This window comes from Marinimicrobium agarilyticum DSM 16975 (genome assembly GCF_000423345.1).
Classification (GTDB): domain Bacteria; phylum Pseudomonadota; class Gammaproteobacteria; order Pseudomonadales; family Cellvibrionaceae; genus Marinimicrobium; species Marinimicrobium agarilyticum.
Genome location: NZ_AUHU01000003.1, coordinates 235,983 through 259,540, shown reverse-complemented (window position 1 = coordinate 259,540; position 23,558 = coordinate 235,983). Strand labels below are relative to the sequence as shown.

Here is a 23,558-nt window from a genome sequence, read left to right as displayed (position 1 = left end):
GGGCTTTGCCTATGGGCGCTTGCCGCCTGCCAAAGCCCCACCGAGCGGGGAGAAAAACCGATGGCCACACCCAGCGCCGAAACCGTCATCCGGGCTCTGGACCTGGAGCGCCATGTGGAGGGCGGTTATTACCGCCGCACGTTTCAGGCCGACGATCGCGACCCGATCATGACCCGCGACGGCGAGCGGTATTTAATGACGTCCATTCATTATTTGCTCACTGACAACTCACCGGTAGGCCACTTCCACCTGAACCGTTCGGACATTGTTCATTACTATCATCTGGGCGATCCGATCGAGTATTTCCTGATTCATCCCGACGGCGAGTTGGAGCGTGTGGTCATGGGTTCAGACGTCGGCGAGGGGCAACGTCTGCAGCTGACGGTGCCAGGCGGTATCTGGAAAGCCTCCCGTCTGTTGCCGGGAGCCCACGGCTACGGATTGATCAGCGAGGCAGTGTCACCGGGGTTTGATTTTGCCGATATGACACTGGGCGAGCGCGCCGGATTGACCGAACAGTTCCCTCAGCACGGCGCACTGATCGAGGCCCTCACCCGACACTGACCGGCTCAGGCCGCCACCGACCTGGGCGGGCGACTGGGATCGTCGCCGGAGCGGCTGCGCCGATCAAGGTAACCGAGAATGGCTTCACGCAGACGCTCACCTCCGCCGGGAATACCCTGATTACCAAACAGCCGGTTGAATTCGAACAGGTAGGGGTGATCGCCTACCATGGCAATATCAAAGCCGGCGTGGTCCACTCCGAGCTGGCGGGCGACACGCAACGCCAGACGAGTGGCCGCTTCCGGTACCGGGCTGTAATCCACACTGCCGCCGCGCGCGACATTGTTGTGAAAGCTGTAGCCGGACTGCAGGCGCCAGTAGGCGGTCAATACCTGGTCCCCGACCACCACCACGCGAATGTCCCGATCGATAGGCAGCCATTCCTGCACATACAGAGTATCCACTCGCTGCTGGTACTCGCGCCACTGCTCCCGATCTTCGATCAACCAGACACCTTCCCCCATGCTGCTCTTGGCCTGTTTGGCCACAAACGGCGTAGACATTTCCTGCCAGAGCCGATCGGCGTTCTCGGGGGTATTGGCCAGGATATGGGTCTGCGGAATGTGCTCCGGTGCCACGGCCTGGAAGGCACGGGTCATTTCGATTTTGTTATGACCGATCCGGTAGCTGGCTTCGCTGGGGAAGATACGGCAACCCATGCCGTAGACCAGCGCATTCAGTTGCCAGTATTCGGGGAAAAGAACCCAGTCCGCGCCGGTCAACTCCGGACGGTGACGCAAAAAATGCTCGGGCTTCAGGTTCCGGGTTTCAGGAAAACCCAGGGTGCGAAAGACATCGAAACTGATCAGACGCATGGATGGTAAAGGCTCAGGTTTGCGAGCGCGAATTCTGCTCCCAATTTTCCTGTTATGGCAAGTACTTTTTGGGCATTTACCCCCTGGAATTGAACGACGGTAAAACGGTTTCCACGGCGCCGTCCACCAGAATCATCCGGACGCTGGCGTTGGCCTGACGCAGTTGATGAATGGGTTGGTATTCCTCACAGGTCGCCCAGTAGTGAGCGCGTTCCCAGTCGGGAAATTCCATGACCACCATCCGTGCGGGTTGCCAGTCGCCATGCAACACTTCGGTCTCGGCGCCACGCACCAGGTAGCGACCGCCACATTCCGCCACGGTCGGCGTAATCTTTTTCAGGTAGTCACGATACGGTTCGGGGTGGTGGACCTTGATGTCGACAATAATATAGGCAGGCATCACTGCAGCTCCCCGGTTGTAGCCCCTTGAGCCCGTAGCCACACCACCAGCGCAGTTCGCTCCTGGTCGGTCAGCCCGGTCATATTGCCAAGCGGCATGTACTCCGACTGAATAGCGGGTAGGGCCAGATTACCGTGCGCGATCAGTTGCTCCGGCGATTCAATGACCAACCCCGCAGGGGCCGCCTGGAAACCGGGCTGGACCGGATTCCACCCGTGGCAGTTGGCGCAGTGACGGGTGACCAACGTTTGTATCTGCTCATGCTCGGGCACTGGCACAGAGGCGTTGGCCGAAGGGCCCGCATCGGACCAGGAGGCCAGGACCGCCACAAAGACCAGGCCCGCGGCGCTGGAAATAAGCACCGCCGGACGGTGCTGGCCCTGATGTTTAAGGTTGAAGTAATGCCGCCCCCAGGCCAGCAGAATTCCCACGGCCGACAGCACCAGCCAGGCCTGCGGATGCCCGTAAAGAAACGGATAGTGATTGCTGATCATGCAGAAAATGACCGGCAAGGTAAGATAGTTGTTATGAGTCGAGCGCAACTTGGCGAACTGGGCTTTAGCCGGGTCTGGCTCCCGCCCCTCGCTCACGGCGGCGACAAAGGATTTTTGCGCGGGAATTATTCCCCAGAAAACATTGCCAGCCATCCAGGTAGCAATCATCGCGCCCACATGAAGGTAAGCGGCGCGGCCGGAGAACAGTTGCTGGGCAAGCCAGCTCGCCAGGGTAATGAACAGTACCAACGCTACGGCAAACGCCCAACCCTTTTTTACCAGCGGTGTTCTCAACAGCGCTTCATAGGACAGCTGCCCCAGCGCGATAAACAGCACGCTCGCCGCGATCGCCGCGCCCGGGGTGTCGACCCAGGCATCAGGGCCCACCAGGTAGGTGCGAGCCTGCACATAGTACAAAAGGATCAGTAGGAGAGTGCCGCTCAACCAGGTACTGTAGGCCTCCCACTTGAACCAGTGCAGCTTTTCCGGCATGGTTTCTGGACGAAGACGATACTTTCCAATTTCGTAGATGCCGCCCCCGTGTATCGCCCACAGATCGCCCTTGATACCTTTTGTCCTTTTCCACTCCGGCGGTTCCCGCAGGTTCAGATCGAGCCAGATGAAGTAGAAAGAGGCTCCGATCCAGGCGATACCCGCCACAACGTGAAACCAGCGTACCGCCAGGTTCAGCCAATCAATCAATACTGTTTCCAAATCCGTTCCCCTTTTACGCGCAAGCCGGTTGTCAGGCCCGGGCTGATTGTCGTTGAAACTGTCGCTGTCCCATGACGTAAGTGCTCGCAATATTGTTTTCGTCGCCCAGCATCATCAAAGCAAACAGAGACTCCGCCAACGTTTTGGTTCTTGTCTGTCGGTAAGCCTGAAGCGGTGAGGGCGATCGGTCGATGAGAATAAAGTCCGCGTCTTTTCCGGGGGCGAAGTTTCCGATACGGTGGTCCAGTTTGAGTGCTCGGGCGTTGCCCAGGGTGATCCAGTAGAACGCCTGTAGCGGATGCAGACTTTGCCCCTGAAGCTGAAGCACCTTGTAGCCCTCGGCCAGTGTGCGCAGCATGGAAAAGCTGGTTCCGCCGCCCACATCGGTGGCAATACTGATGCTCACTCCCGCCTCCTTCAGCCGTCGTGCATTCAACAGGCCACTGCCGAGAAAGAGGTTGGAAGTTGGACAGAAGGCCACCGAGGAACCCGTATCGGCCAGGCGCTGCAGCTCGACATCGCTCAGGTGCAGACCGTGCCCAAAGACACTCCGCTCCCCCAAAAGGCCGTAACGATCGTACACATCGAGGTAGTCCCGTGCGTCGGGAAAGAGCGTTTTTACCCACTCGACTTCATTCAGGTTCTCCGACAGGTGGGTCTGCAGATAGAGACCCTCATAGGCTCGATAGAGCTCGCCGGTCAAGCGCAGTTGTTCCGGTGTGCTGGTGGGTGCGAAGCGGGGCGTCAGCGCATAGTGCAGTCGGCCCGTGTGATGCCAGCGTTCAATCAACGCCCGACACTGTCGCTCGCTGTCGGTGGCGGTATCCAGCAGGGCGTCGGGAGCGTTGCGGTCCATCATGACCTTACCCGCCAGCATGCACAGATCGCGTTGTCGGGCGACGTCAAAGAAGGCGTCGGTGGATTGCGGGTAGACGGTGGTGTAGACCATGGCGGTGGTGGTGCCATGGGCCAGCAGAAGGTCAACAAACCGCTCAGCCTCATGCCGGGCGTACTCGACATCGGAAAACGCCTGCTCGGCGGGGAAGGTGTAATGGTTCAACCAGTCGATCAACTGTTCACCGTAGGAGGCGATGACTTCGGTCTGGGGATAATGAATATGACTGTCGATCAACCCGGGCATAAGCAACTGGTCGGGGCTGTGCTGACATAGATTCAGATCCAGGCCCTGGCGCTCCAGATTCCAGGCGTGCCCCACCGTGACTACGTGGCCCTGGGCATCGACCAGCAGCACACCGTCTTCAAAGTATTCGAGACCCGCACCGGTTTGCGGGTTGGGCGCGTCGGTAAAGTGCACGATGGTGGCTCGATAGGCTTTATCAAATGCTGCTGTCATAATTCGCCCTGTCAGCTTCCACGGTACGTCGAGTAACCGAAACGATTCAGTAACAGCGGCACATGATAGTGCTCCTGGTCAGTGCCGACGTTGAAGTAAATGTCCACCTGAGGGTAAAAGCTGCTCTGGCCCTGGGAGGCGAACCACTCGGCAACGGCAAAGCTCAGCCTATACACACCGGGGTCGACCGAAAAAGGCGCCGACCATTGGCCGATGCGGCCGTCGCTGTTGGTGACGCCCGTCACCATGGGTTGCTCGTCGTTCGCGAGAAACAGCTGAACGCCGACGCCTGCAGCCGGTCTGCCGGTATCCAGATTGAGAATATGCGTGGTTATGGGGGCTCGTGTCATAGTGTTCACTGCTCGGTTGGTTGAAGCCACTGCAGAAGTCGCAGGCGGGTGATCTGTCCTTGCTCCCGGGCGCCGTTGCGCAATTCCTCGGTGCGATAGTTGTCGATGCGCTCGCGCAGCGTCTGAAGCATCGCCTCCGCGCTTCGGCCCTTGGCACAGACAATGAAGATGAAACCGTGACGCTGTTCGTAGTCAATATTCAACTGGTGCAGCTCGCGTAGTACCGACTCATCGGTCTGTAGCACCTGGCCCTGTTCGTCTTTCGCTCGGCCCGCAAAACGCGAGCGAAGCTTCTCGATATCCCCGATTCGGGCATGACCGGAAAAAGCCTCCAGAATTTCCGCTTCAGTGGCGCCCGCCCAGAATCGCTCGGCGTGGGTGAGTACCTCCAACGCGTTCTCGAAGGGCCGCGCGGCGACCATATCGTGGGCCCAGCGGCGACAGTGGCAACAGTCATACAGCTGTTCGAAAGCGGTCTCGGTCGAAGCGAGGTTGAGTTCATCGAGCGCGTCAGTGGGGGTCATTTCGATGGTTCCTTATTATGGCGGGCGGCGTTGCGGTCCGTTCTGGCGGCGGTTCGAGTTTCGGGAGCGGCGAACAGTCGCTTGATTTCCCGCCAGGAAGTTCCCTGGCGTGGGCGTGCCTCGGCGTAATAAAGGCTTTGGAGTTGCGCCGCGATGGAAACCGCAACCTCCATGGGACGTTTGCCTTTGACGTTCGGCAGACCAACCGGGCTGGCCAGACGATCAATAACGGCGGTGTCGTGGCCTGCCTGGGCCAGCCGCTTGCGAAAGCGAAGCGCTTTGGTCTCCGACCCGATCAACCCGGTAAACGCCCACCGATAATTCGCCAACAACCGGTCGCAGAGGGAAAAATCCAGCGCGTGGTCGTGGGTGAAGATCACCACCCAGGTGTCGTCCGCCAATTCATCGATCCGGCGCACCGGGGATTCGCAGTAGTGATAACTCGCATTGTCCGGTAGCGCTTCGGTCATCAGTTCGGGGCGGTTGTCGATGACTTCCACCCGGCAGGGCAGCTCCCCCAGAATGGTCGTCAACGCCCGACTGACGTGGCCCGCTCCGAACAACGCCACGGACCAGTCGCTGGCGGGGTAACTTTCCAGCAATACGGTGACATTACCGCCGCAGCATTGCGCGGCCTCGGCGGCCAGCGGAAAGGGCTTTAGCCACTGGCCGCACTCACCCTTTGCCAGATAATCCCGAGCCTGCTGAACAATGAGAAATTCCAACCGGCCGCCACCCAAGGTATCGTAAGTCCGTTCGGCATCGATCACCATTTTGCTGCCGCCATCGCGCGGGGTGGAACCCTGGGTACTGATCACGGTAGCGATCACGTAGCCGCGCCCCTGGCGTGCGCAAGCGGCTATGGCCTCCTGCCAGTTCATACGCGAGTTCATTCGCTCACCTCCCCGGCCTGCTCATTGGAGCGATTGAAGGCTTCGCAAGCGCGCAAGGCCCAGTACACCCGCTCGGGTGTTGCCGGGGTATCGAGTCGCGGGCTGAACCGGTAATCCGTGGTGCTGGCGCAGGCATCGCGCAGCGCCGCCCAAACGGAAATCGCCAGCATCAGTGGCGGCTCGCCCACCGCTTTAGAGTGGTAGACGGTTTCCTCGTTGTTGGGGCGATCGTACAGCGCCACATTGAACGTTTCGGGCGTGTCGAAGGCGGTGGGAATTTTGTAATTGGCCGGGCTGTTGGAAATGACTCGGCCGGCATCGTCCCACAACAACTCTTCAGTGGTGAGCCAACCCATCCCTTGAATGAAACCGCCTTCGATCTGTCCAATATCAATGGCGGGATTAATGGACTGACCCACATCGTGCAGTATGTCGACCCGGCCCACTTTGTATTCGCCGGTGTCGGTATCGAGGGTCACTTCCGACACCGCCGCGCCGTTGGCGAAGTACAGAAACGGCTGGCCTTTGGCGGTAGTGCGGTCGTAATGAATTTTCGGCGTGCGATAGTAACCGGTGGAAAACAGCGGCACCCGATTGAGATAGGCTTCTTTGATAAAGTCCTCGAACGCCATAGAGTCTTTGTCGAGATAGACCCGATTGTTGTCAAAGCGCACGGCGGTGGGCGAAACCTGATAGTGACTTTCGGCAAAGGCGAGAAGGTCGGCTTTGATCCGGTCGCAGGCATCCTGTGCGGCCATACCGTTGAGGTCGGTGCCGGAGGAGGCCGCCGTGGGCGAGGTATTGGGCACCTTGTCAGTCCGGGTCGAGCTGACCTGCACCCGCTCGACCGACAGGCCGAATGCGCCGGCCACAATTTGTTGAACTTTGGTGTACAACCCCTGCCCCATTTCAGTCCCGCCATGATTGATCAGCAGCGTGCCGTCGGTGTAGATCTGCAACAGGGCGCCAGCCTGGTTGAGGTGTTTGGCGGTAAAGGAAATGCCGAACTTTACCGGCGTCAACGCCAGGCCTTTTTTCAGACAGACATGGGAGCGATTGAATTCGGTGATGGCCGTACGCCGGGCACGATAGTTCGAGCTGTCCTCCAGCCGTTCCATCAGGTCCGAGAGGATGTGCTGCTCGATGGCCTGACCATAAGGCGTTTCGTTTCGACCCGGCTGATAGAGGTTGGCTTTGCGGACATCGAGCGGATCTTTCCCCAGAGCTCGGGCAATATCCTCGACGATGGCTTCGACCGCCATCATGCCCTGGGGACCACCGAAGCCCCGAAAGGCGGTATTGGAAACCGTGTGGGTTTTGCAGCGCAACCCGAGTATGGAAGCACTGTTCAGGTAGTATGCGTTGTCGGCATGGAACATGGCCCGATCGACAATGCCTTCGGACAGGTCCGGAGAGTAACCGCACTTTCCCGCCAGCACCATTTTCGCCGCACGAATCCGGCCGTCGTCATCAAAGCCCACCTGCCAACGGTTCAGAAAATCGTGACGCTTTCCGGTCTGGACCATGTCATCCCGGCGCGGCATCCGGTAGCGAACCGGGCGGCGCAGCCGATGCGCGAACAGCGCGCAAAGGCACGCCAGCGGACCGGCCTGACTCTCCTTGCCACCGAACCCACCGCCCATGCGACGGACCTCGGCGACGACGTGATGAAAAGGCAACGCCAGTACTTCCGCCACCAGCTTTTGAATCTCGGACGGATGCTGGGTCGAGCTGATGACATGAATGCCGCCATCCTCGGTGAGGCTGGCCTGGCCGATCTGCCCTTCGAGATAAAAGTGTTCCTGGCCGCGCACATAAATCTCCCCTTCCACCCGGTGGGGCGAGTGCATCAATTCACCATCGGGGTCGCCCATCATCAAGTGATGCTCGGGCAGGACGTAGCTGTCCGCGGCGATCGATTGTTCTACCGTCAGCTGCGCGGCAAGAGGTTCGTATTCCACGTCGGCCAGGGCCACCGCTCGCAGCGCGGCTTCCTGACTGGTGGCCGCCACCGCGAAAATGGGTTGGCCCACATATTCCACCAGGTCTCCGGCGAGCAACGGGTCCCCGCCGTACACGGGGGCCACATCAATCTTGCCGGGAATGTCGGCCTGCACTACCACATCCAGCACGCCAGAGGCCGCTTTGACGCGGCTCAGGTCCAGACGCTTGATGCGCGCATGGGCCTGGCTCGACTGACCGGTGGCCACGTACACCAGATCGACCGGTACCGGCAGGTCATCAATGTAGCGCGCCGCGCCGGCCACATGTTTTCGGGCGGATTCGTGAGCCACCGCCCGACCCGAGGCGAGCACCGAAGCACTGTCTTTGGGGCGACTGTCGGTCAGTTTACGCATGGCTGAATACCCCCGGCTCCGTGGCTTTCCCAACGCGCTCTGCCACCAATGCCCGACAGGCTTTACGCAGCAGAGTGCCGGCCATGGCCATGCGGTAATCCGCCGAGGCGCGCACGTCGGTCATGGGGGTAAATTCGCGGGCCAACTGTTCACAGGCTAGGTCCAGAACGACCTGATCGAGCTCGCCCTCGCGCTGCCAGATCGACCGATTAAGCAGCGCTTCGGTCTCCAGTGCACGCTTGGGTGTGGCGGCCATGCCACCGTAAGCGATCGCGAGGGAACCATCGGCGCGCCAGCGGAATGCCCCCATCACCGCAGAGATATCGTCCTCGTAGCGTTTGCTGAGTTTGATCAGCTTGAGTGGCTCCTCGAAAGCGGCGCGGTCGAACACCACTTCCGCCAGGTATTCCCCCGCCCCCAGGGTGGTTTGCTTATAGCCTCTATAAAAATCGATCAGCCTTTCGCGTCGCTCCTTTCCGCGGCTATTGCGAATGATCAACTCCGCCTCCAGTACCAATAAGTAAGGAGGCATATCGGCGATGGGAGAAGCGTTGCCAATGTTGCCGCCGACCGTGCCGCGATTGCGGATCTGGCGGGAACCGAGGCGATTCAACATCTGCATCAGTTCGGAGCAACGGGCGCCGAGGGTTCGCTCCAGTTCGGTGTAGGTGACGGCGGCGCCGACGGCGATGTGTTCGCTCGTCACCGAGACCTGTTTAAGACTGCCAATGGCATTGAGATCGATCAGCACGTCAAACGTGCGGTAGAGCTGGGTGGCTTCCAGCATCAGATCGGTACCACCAGCGATCAGACGCGCTGTTGGCTGGTCGCGCAAGCACTGTTGCAACGCTTCCTCTGTCGCGGGGCGATAGTAGCCGTTGCCCGCCTCCGAAGCGGTTTCGTTGCTCGCAAACGGTGCACCCTCGCCCTGCTCTTGCACAATATTGGCCAATTGGGCAGGTTTTTTAAGGGCCTGAAAACCCGCCTCCACAATGGGTCGGTAACCGGTACAGCGACACAGATTTCCGGAGATGGCATCAAGAATGCGATGGCGCCGCTCGCCGTCATCCGCTTCCAGCAATGCGGCCTGCTCAGAATGCAACGAGGCCAGGGACATCACAAAGCCCGGGGTGCAGAAACCGCACTGGGAGCCGTGACAATTGACCATGGCTTCCTGCACCGGGTGCAACTCCCCGTCGCTCGCCAGGCCCTCAACGGTAACCACTTCCTGGCCGGCAACGCTGCCCAGGGGGCAGATACAGCTATTGACGGTGCGGCTGATCGGGCCGTCAGGCCCCTGCTCCACCACCATGACGGTACAGGCGCCGCAATCCCCCGAGGCGCAGCCTTCTTTGGTACCGGTCAGCCGCCGTTGCTCGCGAAGGAAACGAAGCAGCGTCATCTCCGGTGCCTGCGGGCCGGTTTCGACCGAAACCTTGTTAACAACCAAACGCACTATGGCTCCTCCAGCAGACATTCATTCGGGCGGGTTTTCGCTTTCGCCAAACCCTGTCTCATTCAGACAAAGCAAAAATCTGGCCAGAGGGACAATTTTTTTGGTTTTCCTGGGAAATCGGCTCGAAATAAGCCCATGGCATACTCCTTGCTACAAGCTTGAGACCAATTTTGTCTAAATAGTCAGGTTTATGTCTCAAGAGAATCCAACACGATTAGAGTTGATTGGCATCACCAAGGCCTACCCCGGCTGCGTGGCCAATGATGCCGTGAGCCTCAAAGTAGCGGCGGGTGAGATTCACGCGCTACTCGGAGAGAATGGCGCGGGTAAGAGCACCCTGATGAAAATGATTTACGGGGTGGTCAAGCCCGATGCCGGACAGGTGTTATGGAACAACAAGGAGATAGCGATCGAGGGCCCCGCCCAGGCCCGAGCCCTCGGAATGGGAATGGTGTTCCAACACTTCTCGCTGTTCGACACCCTGACGGTGACGGAAAATATCGCCCTTTACCTCTCACCGGCGGAGTACGGCTCTGTGAGCGCATTGCGTCAACGCATTGTGGAGGTCGGCGAGGAATACGGCTTGGCTATCAACCCGGACCGGGAGGTGCATACCCTGTCAGTGGGGGAACAACAACGCGTGGAGATCATCCGCTGCCTTTTGCAGGATATTCAGTTGCTGATACTGGATGAACCCACCGCTGTGCTCACCCCGGCGGAAGTCGCGCAACTGATTGATATGCTAAAGCAGCTTGCCCGCAAAGGGTGCAGCATTCTGTTTATTTCCCACAAATTGCACGAAGTGAATGCATTGTGTGACCGCGCCACCATCCTACGCGGGGGCAAGGTCACCGGCTCCTGCATCCCGTCGGAAACCAGCGCCGGGGAGCTGGCCAAATTGATGCTCGGGGACGAGCTGGTTCTGGATCACGATCTGCCTCCGGGCAACGCTGGGGCAACGCGCCTGACGCTGTGCGATATCGAGGTGCGCCCCACCAGCCAGTTCGCCATCCACTTGCACAACATCAACCTGGAGCTGAAGGCGGGCGAAATTCTGGGGCTGGCGGGGGTCGCGGGCAACGGTCAGGATGAGCTGGTGGATCTGATCAACGGTGAGCTCAAACCCGACCGCGGCACCTTAACCCTGGACGACGTGGCCCTCGCCGACTGCAGTATTGTGGCTCGGCGCAGGCGCGGGTTGGGTACAGTGCCGGCGGACCGGGTGGGCCGAGGTTCGGTGGCTTCAATGTCACTGACCGAGAACCAGTTATTGACCGGCTATGTGAACCACGGCGTTCGCCACTCTTTGGTGAACTGGGCCGCCGTGCGTCAGCGCGCCGCCGATATTATCGGAGACTACGGCGTGAAAGCGACCGGGCCCGCATCGATGGCGGGCAGCTTGTCCGGGGGCAACCTGCAAAAGTTCATTATCGGTCGGGAAATCGAACAGCAGCCCAAAGTGTTGATCTGCTTTCACCCGACCTGGGGCGTGGACGTGGGAGCCGCCAATCATATTCACAAGGAATTGGTGGCACTGCGTGATCGCGGTACCGCGGTACTGGTGATCAGCGAAGATCTCGATGAGCTCTACCTTCTGGGGGATCGCCTCGGGGCGCTTTGTGGCGGCCGCCTCTCACCGGTTCGTCCCAAGGCCGAGGTTCCGCTGGAGCAGTTGGGCGAGTGGATGGCCGGCGCCTTCGGGAATGCACAAGAGGAGGTCGCCCATGCGCATTGAAAAACGACTGCAGCCTTCCCAGACGATGGTGTACCTGTCGCCGATTCTGGCCCTGGTCCTCACGGTGTTCGCCGGTGGTCTGCTGTTCGCCGCCCTGGGGCACCCGCCGCTCGAGAGCCTGGCGATCTTTTTTATCGAACCGCTGCGCGATACCTACGGCTGGTCAGAGCTGGCGGTCAAGGTTACCCCCCTGCTGCTGTGCGCGACCGGGTTGACGCTGTGCTTCAAGGCAAAGATCTGGAACATCGGCGCTGAGGGGCAGTTTGTGTTCGCCGCTCTGATTGGTGGAGCGGTGTCCCTGCAGCTAACCGAGGTACAGGGCTTTTGGGTGCTACCGGTCATTCTGCTCAGCGGCGCACTCGCGGGCATGGCCTGGGCCGGTATCGCCGCATTGTTGCTCACCCACTTCAACACCAATGAAATTCTGACCACGATCATGCTCAACTACATCGCGGTCAACCTTCTGCTCTGGGGCGTTCACGGGCCACTGAAAGACCCGGCCGGCTTCAATTTTCCGGAATCGGCCCTGTTCGCCGAACACACCCTGTTGCCTTTGCTCTCTTTCGATTACCGGGTCACTGTCGCCTTGTTTATCGCGCTGTTTATGGTCGTGGTGATCTGGGTACTATTGGCCCGCTCCCTACTGGGTTTCCAACTGCGCGTGCTAGGGGAAAACCGTAACGCCGCCCGTTTCGCCGGTTTCAATAGCCGGGCGATCATCTGGTTTTTGCTGCTATTCAGCGGCGCCATGGCGGGCCTGGCGGCCATTTCCGAAACCAACGGCCCGGTGGGGCAACTGATTCCGACGTTGTCGCTGGGCTATGGCTACGCCGCCATTATTGTGGTGTTCATGGGGCGCATGCACCCGTTGGGTATCGTGCTCGCCAGCATGCTGTTGGGGCTGACCTACCTCGGGGGCGAGATGGCCCAGATCGACCTGGGCTTGCCCAAGTCGATCACGGGTCTGTTCCAGGGCATGCTGTTGTTCTTTCTGCTCGGCTGCGACCTGCTTATTCACTACCGCCTCGTTCTGAAAGAACGGGCCTTTGGCGTCGCGACCACCTGAGGACCCATTATGGATCTCGCATTACTTGAAAACATTCTGTTCGCGACCGTCCGTACCGGCACGCCTCTGTTGCTGGTGGCTTTGGGGGCCATGATTTCCGAGCGCTCCGGAGTACTCAACCTGGGGCAGGAAGGCATGATCCTGGTGGGTGCGGCCTGCGCGTTTATCGCCGCCTACAGCGCTGACTCTCTTATGCTAGGGGTCGTTATAGGCGCCCTGGCGGGTGCGCTGGTCTCGTTGATTTTCGCCTTTGTGGCCCTGACGTTGATTTCCAATCAGGTAGCCACCGGTCTCGCCCTCACGATTTTCGGGACCGGCCTGAGCGCCTTTCTCGGCGCCGAGTATGTGGGCCAGTCGATCGAAGGCATGACCCGGGTCGAGCTGCCACTGTTGCACAAAATTCCATTGATCGGGCCGGCTCTGTTCGGCCAGGACCTGATGGTGTATCTGGGGCTGACTTTGTTTGCTCTGGTGTTCTGGACCATGCGCTCGACCCGGTTGGGGTTGATCATTCGCGCCGTGGGCGAGAACCCACAGGTCGCCCACGCGCTGGGCTACAAAGTTCTGCTGGTGCGATACGCGGCGGTGCTGTTTGGCGGGGCCATGGCCGGGCTGGCCGGGGCTTACCTGTCACTGTCCTATACACCGATGTGGGCCGAAGGCATTTCCGCTGGCCGGGGCTGGATCGCATTGGCGCTGGTGGTGTTTGCCAGCTGGCGTACTGAACGCATTCTGATGGGCGCCTGGCTGTTCGGATTTGCCAGCATTCTGCACCTGTTGTTGCAGGGCTTCGGGTACGACGTGCCGTCGAACCTGCTGGCGATGCTGCCCTACGCCGTCACCATTGTGGTGCTGGTGTTCATGATGAGCCGCAAGGGTGCCAAGGGGTTGTTTGCCCCCCGCTCCCTGGGCCAGCCGTATCATCCGCCCCAATAACCGCTTATACGCCCTGCCATTAACGAGGATAACTCCATGAAACTCACACCCTTACTGGCTCTCACCGCCGCCCTGCTGGGCTGGAGCCTGGCCAGCCAGGCAGACGACAAACCGCTCAAGGTCGGGTTCGTCTATGTCAGCCCCATTGGCGATGCCGGCTGGACCTATATGCACGATCGGGCCCGAAAAATTGTAGAAGAAGAGTTCGGAGACAAAATCGAGACCAACTACGTCGAAAGCGTCGCTGAAGGGGCGGACTCCGAGCGGGTGATCCGCAACCTGTCCGCCCGCGGTTACGATCTGATTTTCACCACCTCGTTCGGCTATATGAATCCGACGTTGAAAGTCGCGCGGCGTTTCCCTCAGGTGAAATACGAGCACGCCACCGGTTACAAAACCGCGCGCAACGTCGGCAACTATCAGGCCCGAGCCTATCAGGCCCGCTACCTGGCCGGTATGACCGCCGGGGCCATGAGTTCTACCAACCAGATCGGTTATGTGGCCGCCTTCCCCATTCCGGAGGTGATTCGGGGGATCAATGCCTTTACCCTGGGTGCGCAAGCTACCAACCCCAACGTCAAAGTGAAAGTCGTGTGGATCAACACCTGGCACGATCCGGCCAAGGAGCGCGAAGCGGCGGACAGCCTGATTCTGCAAAACGTGGACGTACTGACCATGCACACCGATTCCCCGGCAGTGATTCAGGCCGCCGAAGCACGCGGCGTCTATTCGGTCGGCTTCAACTCCGACATGAGCCATTATGGGCCCAAGTCCCATTTGACCGCGGCGGTCATGCACTGGGAAAGCATTTATCGGGACAAGATTCAGGCCGTGCTCGACGGCACCTGGGAACCGAAAGCGATCTGGCATGGCCTGAAAGAAGGCGTGGTGGATGTGGCGCCTTTCAATGAGGCGGTTCCCGAGTGGGTTGTTGAAAAGGTCAATACGGTTAAAATGCAGATCATCAACGGCGAACACGCCGTCTTTGAAGGCCCGATCTACAACCAGGCCGGCGAGCTGATGGTGAAAGAGGGTGAACAGCTGAGCGACGAAGAGCTTATAGAGCTTGAGTGGTACGTAAAAGGCATCGACGGATAAAGGCAACAGGGAACCAGAGCCCTACAACGGAGAGCGTAATAACAATGGTCAATAAAGCACTGGAAAACGCGATGGACTTCGACCCCAATGAAACCCCGACCGGCAAGTACCGGGCGGGGAAAATTCGGGACCGCAACCTGACCAATATCGTCAAGGCGGCGGAGGAGGAATTTGTTCAACACGGCTACCGGGGCACCAGCATCCAGGCCATCGCCGACCGGGCCCAGATTCCGAAAGCCAACGTTCATTACTATTTCAAGAGCAAGTCGAATCTGTACATCGCGGTGCTGGATAACCTGATCCACCTGTGGAATAACTTTTTCGATGAGATTACCGAAAAGGATGATCCGGCCGTGGTGCTGGATGAGTTCATCCGAAAAAAAGTCGAGCTGTCCTACACTCATCCGCGCGCGTCCAAGCTGTTCGCCATGGAGATTGTGCAAGGCGCACCGCATCTTAAAGATTATATTCGCACCGAAATGCGCCAGTGGGTGCGGCGTAAAGCGGCCGTCATCGACACCTGGATTGAGCAGGGGCGCATGGCGAATGTGGATTCCATGCAACTGATCTTTTTGATCTGGTCCTCCACCCAGCATTATGCCGACTTCGACACTCAGGTGCTGACCATCATGAACCGGGCCGAGTATGAGCCAGATATGATTCGCGATATTTCTGATTTCCTGAGCCAATTGATCTTGCGCGGTTGTGGCCTGGAACCACCCGCACGACCAGCCCCACAAACCGCCCTGGATGATGCCGACGCATGAGTACTTTGTGGCTGCGCAACCCACTCGCCTGCTGGACCGGTACCGGAGAAAACGCCGACAATGGCCTGGTGGTTCGCGATCAACACATCGTCGAGCTGGTGGCTCGCGGTAAAACCCCGGTCACCCCCTACGACCGGACGTTCGATGCGTCCGAACATGTATTGATCCCCGGTCTGATCAACGGTCACCACCACTTTTACCAATCTCTGACACGGGCATTGCAGCCGGCCCTGAACAAAGCCCTGTTCCCCTGGCTAGAGGCACTCTATCCGGTATGGGCGAATCTGGATGACGAAGCGGTGTACGCGTCCACACAGCTGGCCCTGAGCGAGCTGTTACTCTCGGGCTGCACCACCGCCGCCGACCATCACTATATCTTCAGCACGCTGTTGCCCCGCGCCATCGATGTTCAGGTGGAAGCGGCAAAGAGCATTGGCAACCGGGTCACACTGACTCGGGGCTCCATGAGCATGGGGCAATCCACCGGGGGCCTGCCGCCGGACTCGGTGGTCGAGTCCGAGGAGCAGATTCTCGACGACAGTCGGCGGCTTATACGCTCGCACCACGACCGCCGCCCCGAGTCTCTCTGTCAGATTGCCCTGGCACCCTGCTCGCCGTTTTCCGTGACCCACGAACTGATGCGCGAGTGTGCCCAAACCGCAAAAGAAGAAGACGTACTTCTGCACACGCACCTGGGTGAGACCGAGGACGAGAACGCATTTTGCGTAAAGCAGTTCAACCAACGCCCGGTGGAATATCTGGCCGATGTGGGCTGGCTCGACGGACGGGTCTGGCTGGCCCATGGCATCCACTTCAATGACGACGAAATTCAAACGCTGGCGCACGGCAAGGTAGGTGTGTGCCATTGCCCCAGCTCGAATATGCTGCTTGGCTCGGGACAATGTCGCGCGCAGGAGTTGCGTCGCGCCGGTGTGCGAGTCGGCCTGGGCGTTGACGGTTCGGCGTCCAACGACGGCTCCAACATGATTCAGGAAGCCCGCCAGGCCATGCTGATGCAAAAACTCACCTACGGGGCGGATCAGTGCAGTCATCTCGACGCCCTAAGCATGGCAACCCGCGGCGGGGCCGAATTGTTGCACCGCCCGGAGCTCGGCACACTCGCCGAGGGCCAACAGGCCGACTTGGCGCTGTTCCGGTTGGATGAACCGCGCTTTTCCGGTCACGGTGACCCGCTGGCGGCGCTCCTGCTGTGTGGAGCGCATCGGGCTGACTACGTGATGGTCGCCGGTCAATGGAAGGTAAAGTCGGCCGAGCTGACCGACGCCGACCTTGGGGATATTCTCGCTCGACATGGGGCGGCCAGCCAACGCCTGATGGCAGCCGCCAATGCATGAGCGCCGCTTGAAACACTAACGCCGCGAGCTATTCAACCGGACCCGAAACTCATAAAAAACCGTACCCGGATTCGTTTCCCGACAGACCGTCACTCGCGGATATTGATCGTTCTCCACCAACGTTCCGGCTGACGTGGCGTCAAGATGAGAGCGGGCCTGACCATCCCAACGCCGGGCCGGCATGACTTTATCGCTCGTGGGCCACCAGGGGTCGTCGGTTACCGCGATTGCAACCCCCAACGCCTTCTTGTCCCCCTGACACAGGCTTGAGTCCACAGCAATCAAGGCGGCCAGAGTATCCCAGAAATAATATTCTCCGGAGGCGATGAACCAGTCATTCCTGTCGAGCACCTGACTCCAGAAACGGGCAGAGTCGGTCGCCGCCACCGCCTTGAATTGTTTCGCCACCATCTCGGTGACCCGCACCGCGTTGGTCACATCCAGCCCCACCAAGACGGTCGGGATATCCGCCGCCAGCACTCGATCGGCCGCCACCGGGTCGATATAAATATTCCATTCCGCCGTCGTGTTGGGGTGGCCGTCGGTAAAATTGGGCACAATGATATTCCCCGGCGCATCCACCGTCCCGCCCATGATAATGAGCGCCGCTACACGCTTAGCATCCTCGGGGTAACGCTCGAGCCACTGCGCAATATTCGTCAAGGGACCGGTGGCGACGATCGTCACATCTTCCTCAGCGGACTGCAGCGTTTGATGAATGACTTCCACCGCATGCTGAGAAGACGCCCGCCGCTTGCTCGCAGGCAACTCAACCCCCGACAAGGTGTCGGAATCTTTGCGCCAGGGCTCAGGGAACACGAAATAGCCATCCAGTGGGTAATCGTCGCCACAGGCCACGGGAATCTCGGGAACGCCGCCCGGCAAGTCCAACAATGACAGGGTATTACGCAGCGCTGGCTCGCACCGGGATTCACCACTGGCCGAAATAGTGATGGCTTTTACATCGGCCTCTGGGTGGTGCAGCAAATACAGCAACGCCGCCCAATCGTCGATGGCCATATCGTTGTCGAAAATCATCGGGGCCGCCTGAACGCGCCCCGACAAAGCCGACAGCATTAACAGATAAGATAACCACCGGAGCATGTCAGGAGCCCGGCACCGTATCGCGATAGGTGTCCCACCCTTCGAGCAGGGTTTGTACGACCCGATTACCCAGGCCGAATGCCGCCTCGTAAGCTGGCAACCCCTGATCCGGATACGGCGCGGTAGTGCTCCAGGCCGCGCTTTTACCCGGAGGCGGGAAGCTGTAGTTACTGACCGTGCGCAACACCAACACTCTGTCGGTATCGACCCGATCGGTTCTGGCCAAGCGATGCAAAGCGGTGAGGGTGCCATTGTCTTCCATATTGGTGGTGACCATGTTGGCCTTCTCACCCGCATGCAGCTGCACCCAGTCATTGGCCCAGTTGTTCAACAGCTCACCATGCCAGTAGGTACTCGCTCCGAGCGTATCGCCAATGGTGACAAACGGCGGCTTCATGGCGTTGGGAAAGCCTTTGTAGTGCGCGCGAAAATTTTTCATTGCCGGGGTATCTTCTACCGGGTGGTCCTTGGTGAGCTCGTAGGCCCAATCCACCAGCGACGGATTCAGGTCGTACACGATGGTGTCCACCGTCCATCCGGTCGCTTCCTGATTGGGCTCCTTCGCGCCCAGAGGAATCAGACCGTACTCCCAACTGCTGGGGATTTCCCGTCCATCGATTTCATAGAGAAGATCGCCGTCTACCACGTGCTTGGCCCATACCCCGGTGCCCAAGGACACATCCAACGGGTCGCCCCCGCCGATGCCGGCAATGACCCAATACGCGTTGGACAGATCGAAACGCTCATCCAGCCCCAAGGCCATGATCGAGGCTGTAGCGTTGGTCACACCCCCACCGGTGCAGATGGCGAGCACGCCGTCGTCGTTGACGTGAAGATCGTGAGCGCCAAGCGGGAAGTCGAGCTTTTTGAGCTTCAATCGTTCAATCCAGAACTGATATTCCCCCGGTTCGTCTCCGGTGAGTTCGCCATTTTCGAACATGGCGACCACCACCACTTTGACCGGAATTGCCGCCTGAGCGGCAAAGGACATAAACAACGCGGCCAGCAACAGCCCCGAACGCAGAATCATTGTTTGCACAAGCATACCTCTCTTGTCGGATGAAGAAGATCAAACCAGCTTATGCAAATTACTGTCCAATTGGACAAGAGTTTTAGAATCTCCCCGAAAACTCCGGGTGTCAATCAGCCAACGCGTTTATAAACTGACCAACGCCGCCCAATTAACGGGCATTAGTCAGGTGAAAAGCGCCTTTTTTGTTCACTCAAACACCAGACTTACCGTCCAAACACTCATTTACTGACGATATAGTCAGGAAATATGGAGTTGGGTACGAATATTGCTCATTCGGACGGGTACCCTCCAGCGCGGCTCCGGGGGCCAATATCGACTTGAAGACTCACCACTCCCGTTTTTTCACCACCACATGAGAGTTCACTATGAACACACGTTTCTACTACAGTCTGCGGGCAGCCCTCGGGATCTTGTGTCTGCTGGTGCTTTCAGCCCTCAGCCACGCGAACACCGGGCTGGTGTACGAACCAACGGAGACCATCGTCATCCTTGGCGCTGTACCCCAGGAAACACCGGTACTGACCGATGCTCTCGAGAACCCGGAAAAGAAAAGCCTCTGGGGTATTCCCTACTGGCAGGGGACTTTGCACGGCAAGCCTGTCGTGGTCGCCATTACCGGTATTGGCAAGACCTACACCGGCATGACCACCACCCTGTTTCTTCGCGAGTTCCGGCCTCGCCTGGTACTGATGACCGGCACCGGCGCCCGCGTAAACCACAAATTGCGCACCGGCGATGTAGTGGTGGCCACTCATACCTATGAACACGATTACGGAAGCCTGACCTCCACCGGCATGACCTACCGCCCGATGAACAGTCCGGACGATGGCAAAGAAGTAGAGAACGAGTTCACCCCTGATGAGGCGCTTTTGGAACTGGCGAAAAAAGCCATGGCAAGCTACCCGGCGCAAACTGTCAGTGCCAACGATGAGACCTATAAGAATAGCGTGCGCTTCGGCGTGGTCACGTCTTCAGATCTGTTTGGGGTAACCGAGCGCCGGCTCACGCTGCTGCGGGAGAAGTTCAAGGCCGACATTATGGAAATGGAGTCCGCCCCGCTGGGGCATGTGTGTGAGACCTTCGGCGTGCCCTATCTGATCATCCGTTCGGGCAGTAACCTGGCCCAGGAAGAGCCCAACAACGATTATCTGCGCCTGGGCCCGATTGCGGCCAAGGAAGCTGCAAAATTCAGCCTCCATTTGCTGCAATATCTGTAAATCACGACACCGTGGAGGGAGCCTCCTGTGACAGTTCTTCTCTGTCGGAGGCTTTCTCCTCGATCTTGAGGGGCAGAAAATCGTTGCGGCTGAACACTTCTGTCAGGATCGACTGCTCAATGGCGCTGCGCCGATCGGTGAGTGCCGGAATTCGCACAATCAGGTGAATTTCTTCTGCGCTGGGCACCTGCAGGGTCACGCGTGGATCCACCGAGGGCGCATCCAGCCCCCGGTATTCATTCAATTTTTTCAGATACCGTTTCGCTTCCACCACAAAAGGCTCGCAGGCCTGATTGGCGGCCTCCAACAACGCTTTCTGTGCCCCTCGCCAGTCGGCATTGCGCTTGAACGGCACGGTAAAGACGTGCAACACATAGTCGTGGGTATAGCTCTCATTGACCACCGGCTCCGAGACAAAGAGCGCGTTGGGGATAACGGTCATGCGCCCGGTGCGCTGGTGGGTCAGCTTCCCCGGCCCCACCTCCAGAATGGTTGTGGCCAGCAGGTTCTGGTCGATGACATCACCGCGAAAATCCTTTACCTGAATCCGGTCGCCGATGTTGAACGAACCGGCGCCGGTTTTCACGATGGAGCCGGTCACGCACAGGATCAGTTCTTTGGTCGCCACCACAAATGCCACAGCGATGGCCACCACCGACAAGGCAAAAGTGCGCAACTCCGCGGCCCAGATGATCACCAGCCCAAGCAACATGATCAGAATCAGACCATTGCGCGAATACACCAACCAGCGGCGGCGCAACTCCATGGAGGCGACATTGCGTCGAATATAACGGGCACTCAGCCACCGCGCCACCAGAACGACTGTGACCAGCAATGCCGTACTGATCACCAGCCTTAACAAGGTGCCCGAGGTAGCCAGTTCCTGGGTGTTGAGCCCGATCGTTTCAAACATGCATTACCCTTTAAACCTGTGAGTTGTACTGGTGAATCCCGGAATACCCGGATTCTACTCCACCGGATTATTCAGTAATAGCAGAACCGGCGCCGCCCTTCATCTCGAATCTTTCTCAGCAAAAAAACCAGATCACCCACGGACAATGATCCGTCGCACACCTTGAAAAATTTTTGCTTTATTGGCACTGCATCATTCGTTGAGGCGTTGTGCGCTTTTTAGGAGGTTGTTAGCGTTTCGCGGTCGTTTCGGGCCCCAAGCCTGATCGACCACAACCATCAATTTTATCTATAAACCTTGCAAGAGGGAGAGAAAATGAAAGCGATCCATTTTATCGCGGCAATACCCCTGGCTCTAGCCTCCACTCAGGCGCTGTCTCAAAGTTGTGGCACCTGCGAGTGGTACGGCGGTAATGTTCCCGCCTGCTGCAATCAGGAAACCGGCTGGGGTTGGGAGAACAACCAATCCTGTGTCGGTCCCACCGAGTGTACCAGTAACGGCCAGAACCTTGTTGGTGGCGATTCAGGCGCGTCCAGCAGCGACGCGCCCGCGCCCGAGGGGCAAATGTGTGACTGGTACGGCGATGTATTCCCCCTGTGTGATCAGCAAAGCAGCGGCTGGGGCTGGGAAAACAGTCAAAGCTGCATCGGCATCAACACCTGTGAGTCCCAATCCGGAGACGGTGGCGTTATCGACGGGAATGGTTCGAGCTCGCAGAGCAGCAGTGAATCCAGTAGTGAGTCCAGCAGCAGCTCCAGCCAACCCTCAGGCGCCAGCACACTCACTCTGCAGGAAAACGCCACAGGCTTCTGCCGACTGGACGGTGCCGTGGAAAGCGAGCACAGCGGCTACACTGGCGCCGGTTACGCCAATACCGAGAACAGCTCCGGCGCCGTCATTCAGTGGCAGGTGGATGTGCCCACCGACGGGCACTATTCACTATCCTTCCGGTTTGCCAATGGCGCGTCCGACCGACCGGCGGACCTGGTGGTCAACGGCAATGGCGTCTCCGGTGTGGCAATGCCCGGTACCGGAGCCTGGAGCAGCTATACCACCGTCACCGCTGACAACGTGTATTTGACCTCCGGTGCGAATACCATCTCGCTCACGGCCACCACCGGCAGCGGCCTGGCCAATATCGATCGGCTGCAGGTCAACGGCTTTGAGCCCACCGCCGGGGATTGTGGGGGCCAATCGAGCAGTTCCTCAAGCAGCTCCTCTGACAACAACAATGGAGAAATCACCGGGTCGTCCTGTACACCGGGCAGCGCCCAGGTGGTGAATGAAACCATTGTGATCGAAGACGGCAGCACCTTTGACGGACAATGCCAAACGTACACCGCCGGCTCCGGCCTGGGCGATGGCAGTCAGGATGAGGGGCAGGATCCGGTCTTCCGGGTAGAGAACGGCTCGACCCTGCGCAATGTGGTTATAGGCAACAACGGCGCCGATGGCATTCACCTGTATAACGACGCCACCCTGGACAACATTTACTTCCAGGACGTCGGTGAGGACGCGGTATCGGTTAAATCCGAAGGCAGCTATACCGTCAGTAACATCGAAGGCTATGACGCGGACGATAAGTTCTTCCAGGTGAACGCCGAAAGTAGCCTGACGGTGACCAATTGCATTATTCACAACGCTGGCAAAGCGTTACGGCAGAACGGTGGCACCGAGTTCCCTATCGACGTGACCTTTGACCAATGCGACATCGCCAATATGAATGAGGGGATTTTCCGCACCGACAGCCCCAACAGCAGCGCCTTTATCAGTAACAGCCGCCTGAGTAATGCGGGCGACATCTGTATCGGCGATTGGGCCCAGTGTGGTTCAAGCAATATCACCCAGTACTGATAGCAGGTAATCACCAAGCCAAAAAAAACGGCGCCCGAGGGCGCCGTTTTCCGTACCTGCCCCGAGAGGGGACAGGACTCTACATTCGGGCTTATACAGCCTGGATGTTTTCAGCCTGAGGACCTTTCTGGCCCTGGGTCACGGTGAAGCTCACCTTTTGACCTTCTGCCAGGGTCTTGAAACCAGAACCCTGAATAGCGCTGAAGTGGGCGAAAACGTCCGGGCCGGATTCTTGCTCAATGAAACCAAAACCTTTTGCTTCGTTGAACCACTTAACGGTACCAGTAACTGTAGACATAGTCTTACCTTAATCAATCAAAAAATATTAATGTGACCCGAAGGTCGGTTGTGCTGGAAATGGTGCTATTACTTATGACAGACAGGACGACTTGCTACAGGCAGGAATCGAAATGGTAGTGCATAAATATAAAACAAGCTTTCTAGCAGTCCCCATAGTAGCGGCTCTGTAAGCCGCGTCAAGCTTTTTTTGAGGCTTTTATTCACTTTTCACCTAACTCTTCCCCATAACCCCTTATAACCAAAATGACAATAAGACCGA

22 protein-coding genes are annotated in these 23,558 nt (G+C 58.6%); 9 read left to right on the top strand and 13 right to left on the bottom strand.

Features of this window, described 5'->3' with window-relative positions; all coding sequences use genetic code 11:
- The first annotated feature begins 60 nt into the window (after positions 1 to 60).
- Entirely contained in the window at positions 61 to 564 is a 504-nt protein-coding gene (locus tag G547_RS0101190; RefSeq protein ID WP_027328284.1) for a cupin domain-containing protein, read from the top strand.
- 5 nt (positions 565 to 569) lie between these two features.
- Here the strand turns inward: G547_RS0101190 and G547_RS0101185 are convergent, their stop codons facing one another.
- The 9 genes from G547_RS0101185 to xdhA form a co-directional block, all read right to left on the bottom strand.
- Positions 570 to 1,379 (bottom strand): ATP-grasp domain-containing protein, encoded by an 810-nt coding sequence (locus G547_RS0101185; protein ID WP_027328283.1) that lies wholly within the window; start codon positions 1,377 to 1,379, stop codon positions 570 to 572.
- A gap of 76 nt (positions 1,380 to 1,455) precedes the next feature.
- Complete coding sequence (locus G547_RS0101180) at positions 1,456 to 1,779, bottom strand: DUF1330 domain-containing protein (protein WP_027328282.1); 324 nt, start codon at positions 1,777 to 1,779, stop codon at positions 1,456 to 1,458.
- Positions 1,779 to 2,987: a urate hydroxylase PuuD gene (locus G547_RS0101175; protein WP_027328281.1), complete on the bottom strand. Its 1,209-nt coding sequence runs from the start codon at positions 2,985 to 2,987 to the stop codon at positions 1,779 to 1,781. The genes G547_RS0101180 and G547_RS0101175 overlap by 1 nt, the downstream gene beginning before the upstream one ends.
- Before the next feature lie 31 nt (positions 2,988 to 3,018).
- Complete coding sequence (gene guaD, locus G547_RS0101170) at positions 3,019 to 4,341, bottom strand: guanine deaminase (protein WP_027328280.1); 1,323 nt, start codon at positions 4,339 to 4,341, stop codon at positions 3,019 to 3,021.
- Positions 4,342 to 4,352: 11 nt separating this feature from the next.
- Positions 4,353 to 4,691, bottom strand: a complete 339-nt coding sequence (gene uraH, locus G547_RS0101165; protein ID WP_245573294.1) for a hydroxyisourate hydrolase — start codon at positions 4,689 to 4,691, stop codon at positions 4,353 to 4,355.
- Positions 4,692 to 4,696: 5 nt separating this feature from the next.
- Positions 4,697 to 5,215 (bottom strand): 2-oxo-4-hydroxy-4-carboxy-5-ureidoimidazoline decarboxylase, encoded by a 519-nt coding sequence (gene uraD, locus G547_RS0101160; RefSeq protein ID WP_036186369.1) that lies wholly within the window; start codon positions 5,213 to 5,215, stop codon positions 4,697 to 4,699.
- Entirely contained in the window at positions 5,212 to 6,108 is an 897-nt protein-coding gene (xdhC, locus tag G547_RS19485; protein WP_051234529.1) for a xanthine dehydrogenase accessory protein XdhC, read from the bottom strand. Before xdhC ends, uraD begins: the two co-directional genes overlap by 4 nt.
- Positions 6,105 to 8,465, bottom strand: coding sequence for a xanthine dehydrogenase molybdopterin binding subunit (gene xdhB, locus G547_RS0101150; protein WP_027328277.1), 2,361 nt, complete (start codon positions 8,463 to 8,465; stop codon positions 6,105 to 6,107). Before xdhB ends, xdhC begins: the two co-directional genes overlap by 4 nt.
- The gene (xdhA, locus tag G547_RS19480) at positions 8,458 to 9,921 is read right to left on the bottom strand and encodes a xanthine dehydrogenase small subunit (protein WP_051234528.1); all 1,464 of its coding nucleotides are present in this window, start codon (positions 9,919 to 9,921) and stop codon (positions 8,458 to 8,460) included. Before xdhA ends, xdhB begins: the two co-directional genes overlap by 8 nt.
- 190 nt (positions 9,922 to 10,111) lie before the next feature.
- Between xdhA and G547_RS0101140 the strand changes: the two genes are divergently transcribed.
- From G547_RS0101140 to G547_RS0101115, 6 genes are read left to right on the top strand one after another with little or no spacing between them, the layout of a single operon-like run.
- Complete coding sequence (locus G547_RS0101140; protein ID WP_027328276.1) at positions 10,112 to 11,656, top strand: ABC transporter ATP-binding protein; 1,545 nt, start codon at positions 10,112 to 10,114, stop codon at positions 11,654 to 11,656.
- On the top strand, positions 11,646 to 12,722 hold the full coding sequence (locus G547_RS0101135; RefSeq protein WP_027328275.1) for an ABC transporter permease: 1,077 nt from the start codon (positions 11,646 to 11,648) through the stop codon (positions 12,720 to 12,722). Before G547_RS0101140 ends, G547_RS0101135 begins: the two co-directional genes overlap by 11 nt.
- Before the next feature lie 9 nt (positions 12,723 to 12,731).
- Positions 12,732 to 13,658, top strand: coding sequence for an ABC transporter permease (locus G547_RS0101130; RefSeq protein ID WP_027328274.1), 927 nt, complete (start codon positions 12,732 to 12,734; stop codon positions 13,656 to 13,658).
- A gap of 36 nt (positions 13,659 to 13,694) precedes the next feature.
- Positions 13,695 to 14,756: a BMP family ABC transporter substrate-binding protein gene (locus G547_RS0101125; RefSeq protein ID WP_027328273.1), complete on the top strand. Its 1,062-nt coding sequence runs from the start codon at positions 13,695 to 13,697 to the stop codon at positions 14,754 to 14,756.
- Between the two features lie 44 nt (positions 14,757 to 14,800).
- Positions 14,801 to 15,523 (top strand): TetR/AcrR family transcriptional regulator, encoded by a 723-nt coding sequence (locus tag G547_RS0101120; protein WP_036186366.1) that lies wholly within the window; start codon positions 14,801 to 14,803, stop codon positions 15,521 to 15,523.
- Positions 15,520 to 16,878, top strand: a complete 1,359-nt coding sequence (locus tag G547_RS0101115; RefSeq protein WP_027328271.1) for an 8-oxoguanine deaminase — start codon at positions 15,520 to 15,522, stop codon at positions 16,876 to 16,878. Before G547_RS0101120 ends, G547_RS0101115 begins: the two co-directional genes overlap by 4 nt.
- Positions 16,879 to 16,893: 15 nt before the next feature.
- Here the strand turns inward: G547_RS0101115 and G547_RS19475 are convergent, their stop codons facing one another.
- Together G547_RS19475 and G547_RS0101105 are read right to left on the bottom strand one after the other, a co-directional pair.
- Positions 16,894 to 17,916, bottom strand: a complete 1,023-nt coding sequence (locus tag G547_RS19475) for a nucleoside hydrolase (protein WP_051234527.1) — start codon at positions 17,914 to 17,916, stop codon at positions 16,894 to 16,896.
- Between the two features lie 67 nt (positions 17,917 to 17,983).
- Positions 17,984 to 19,012, bottom strand: coding sequence for a purine-nucleoside phosphorylase (locus G547_RS0101105; RefSeq protein ID WP_027328270.1), 1,029 nt, complete (start codon positions 19,010 to 19,012; stop codon positions 17,984 to 17,986).
- 368 nt (positions 19,013 to 19,380) lie between these two features.
- Here G547_RS0101105 and mtnN point away from each other — a divergent pair, with 368 nt between their 5' ends.
- Positions 19,381 to 20,232, top strand: coding sequence for a 5'-methylthioadenosine/S-adenosylhomocysteine nucleosidase (mtnN, locus tag G547_RS19470; protein ID WP_051234526.1), 852 nt, complete (start codon positions 19,381 to 19,383; stop codon positions 20,230 to 20,232).
- A 1-nt stretch (position 20,233) separates the two neighbouring features.
- On the opposite strand, the gene G547_RS0101095 is transcribed toward mtnN, so the two are convergent.
- Positions 20,234 to 21,145 (bottom strand): mechanosensitive ion channel domain-containing protein, encoded by a 912-nt coding sequence (locus tag G547_RS0101095; RefSeq protein WP_027328269.1) that lies wholly within the window; start codon positions 21,143 to 21,145, stop codon positions 20,234 to 20,236.
- Between the two features lie 315 nt (positions 21,146 to 21,460).
- On the opposite strand from G547_RS0101095, the gene G547_RS22385 reads away from it, so the two are divergent.
- Positions 21,461 to 22,999, top strand: a complete 1,539-nt coding sequence (locus G547_RS22385; protein ID WP_051234525.1) for a pectate lyase — start codon at positions 21,461 to 21,463, stop codon at positions 22,997 to 22,999.
- A 91-nt stretch (positions 23,000 to 23,090) separates the two neighbouring features.
- Here G547_RS22385 and G547_RS0101085 read toward each other — a convergent pair whose 3' ends face one another.
- Complete coding sequence (locus G547_RS0101085; protein ID WP_027328268.1) at positions 23,091 to 23,297, bottom strand: cold-shock protein; 207 nt, start codon at positions 23,295 to 23,297, stop codon at positions 23,091 to 23,093.
- Positions 23,298 to 23,558 lie beyond the last annotated feature (261 nt).

Bases quoted from the DNA above. Each gene is read 5' to 3' on its own strand.
- guaD (WP_027328280.1), bottom strand. From the start codon at position 4,341: ATGACAGCAGCATTTGATAAAGCCTATCGAGCCACCATCGTGCACTTT.
- xdhB (WP_027328277.1), bottom strand. From the start codon at position 8,465: ATGCGTAAACTGACCGACAGTCGCCCCAAAGACAGTGCTTCGGTGCTC.
- uraH (WP_245573294.1), bottom strand. From the start codon at position 4,691: ATGACACGAGCCCCCATAACCACGCATATTCTCAATCTGGATACCGGC.
- G547_RS0101130 (WP_027328274.1), top strand. From the start codon at position 12,732: ATGGATCTCGCATTACTTGAAAACATTCTGTTCGCGACCGTCCGTACC.
- G547_RS0101115 (WP_027328271.1), top strand. From the start codon at position 15,520: ATGAGTACTTTGTGGCTGCGCAACCCACTCGCCTGCTGGACCGGTACC.
- mtnN (WP_051234526.1), top strand. From the start codon at position 19,381: ATGAACACACGTTTCTACTACAGTCTGCGGGCAGCCCTCGGGATCTTG.
- uraD (WP_036186369.1), bottom strand. From the start codon at position 5,215: ATGACCCCCACTGACGCGCTCGATGAACTCAACCTCGCTTCGACCGAG.
- G547_RS0101095 (WP_027328269.1), bottom strand. From the start codon at position 21,145: ATGTTTGAAACGATCGGGCTCAACACCCAGGAACTGGCTACCTCGGGC.
- G547_RS22385 (WP_051234525.1), top strand. From the start codon at position 21,461: ATGAAAGCGATCCATTTTATCGCGGCAATACCCCTGGCTCTAGCCTCC.
- G547_RS0101140 (WP_027328276.1), top strand. From the start codon at position 10,112: ATGTCTCAAGAGAATCCAACACGATTAGAGTTGATTGGCATCACCAAG.
- G547_RS0101105 (WP_027328270.1), bottom strand. From the start codon at position 19,012: ATGATTCTGCGTTCGGGGCTGTTGCTGGCCGCGTTGTTTATGTCCTTT.
- G547_RS19475 (WP_051234527.1), bottom strand. From the start codon at position 17,916: ATGATTTTCGACAACGATATGGCCATCGACGATTGGGCGGCGTTGCTG.
- G547_RS0101190 (WP_027328284.1), top strand. From the start codon at position 61: ATGGCCACACCCAGCGCCGAAACCGTCATCCGGGCTCTGGACCTGGAG.
- xdhC (WP_051234529.1), bottom strand. From the start codon at position 6,108: ATGAACTCGCGTATGAACTGGCAGGAGGCCATAGCCGCTTGCGCACGC.
- G547_RS0101120 (WP_036186366.1), top strand. From the start codon at position 14,801: ATGGTCAATAAAGCACTGGAAAACGCGATGGACTTCGACCCCAATGAA.
- G547_RS0101125 (WP_027328273.1), top strand. From the start codon at position 13,695: ATGAAACTCACACCCTTACTGGCTCTCACCGCCGCCCTGCTGGGCTGG.
- G547_RS0101185 (WP_027328283.1), bottom strand. From the start codon at position 1,379: ATGCGTCTGATCAGTTTCGATGTCTTTCGCACCCTGGGTTTTCCTGAA.
- G547_RS0101085 (WP_027328268.1), bottom strand. From the start codon at position 23,297: ATGTCTACAGTTACTGGTACCGTTAAGTGGTTCAACGAAGCAAAAGGT.
- G547_RS0101135 (WP_027328275.1), top strand. From the start codon at position 11,646: ATGCGCATTGAAAAACGACTGCAGCCTTCCCAGACGATGGTGTACCTG.
- G547_RS0101180 (WP_027328282.1), bottom strand. From the start codon at position 1,779: ATGCCTGCCTATATTATTGTCGACATCAAGGTCCACCACCCCGAACCG.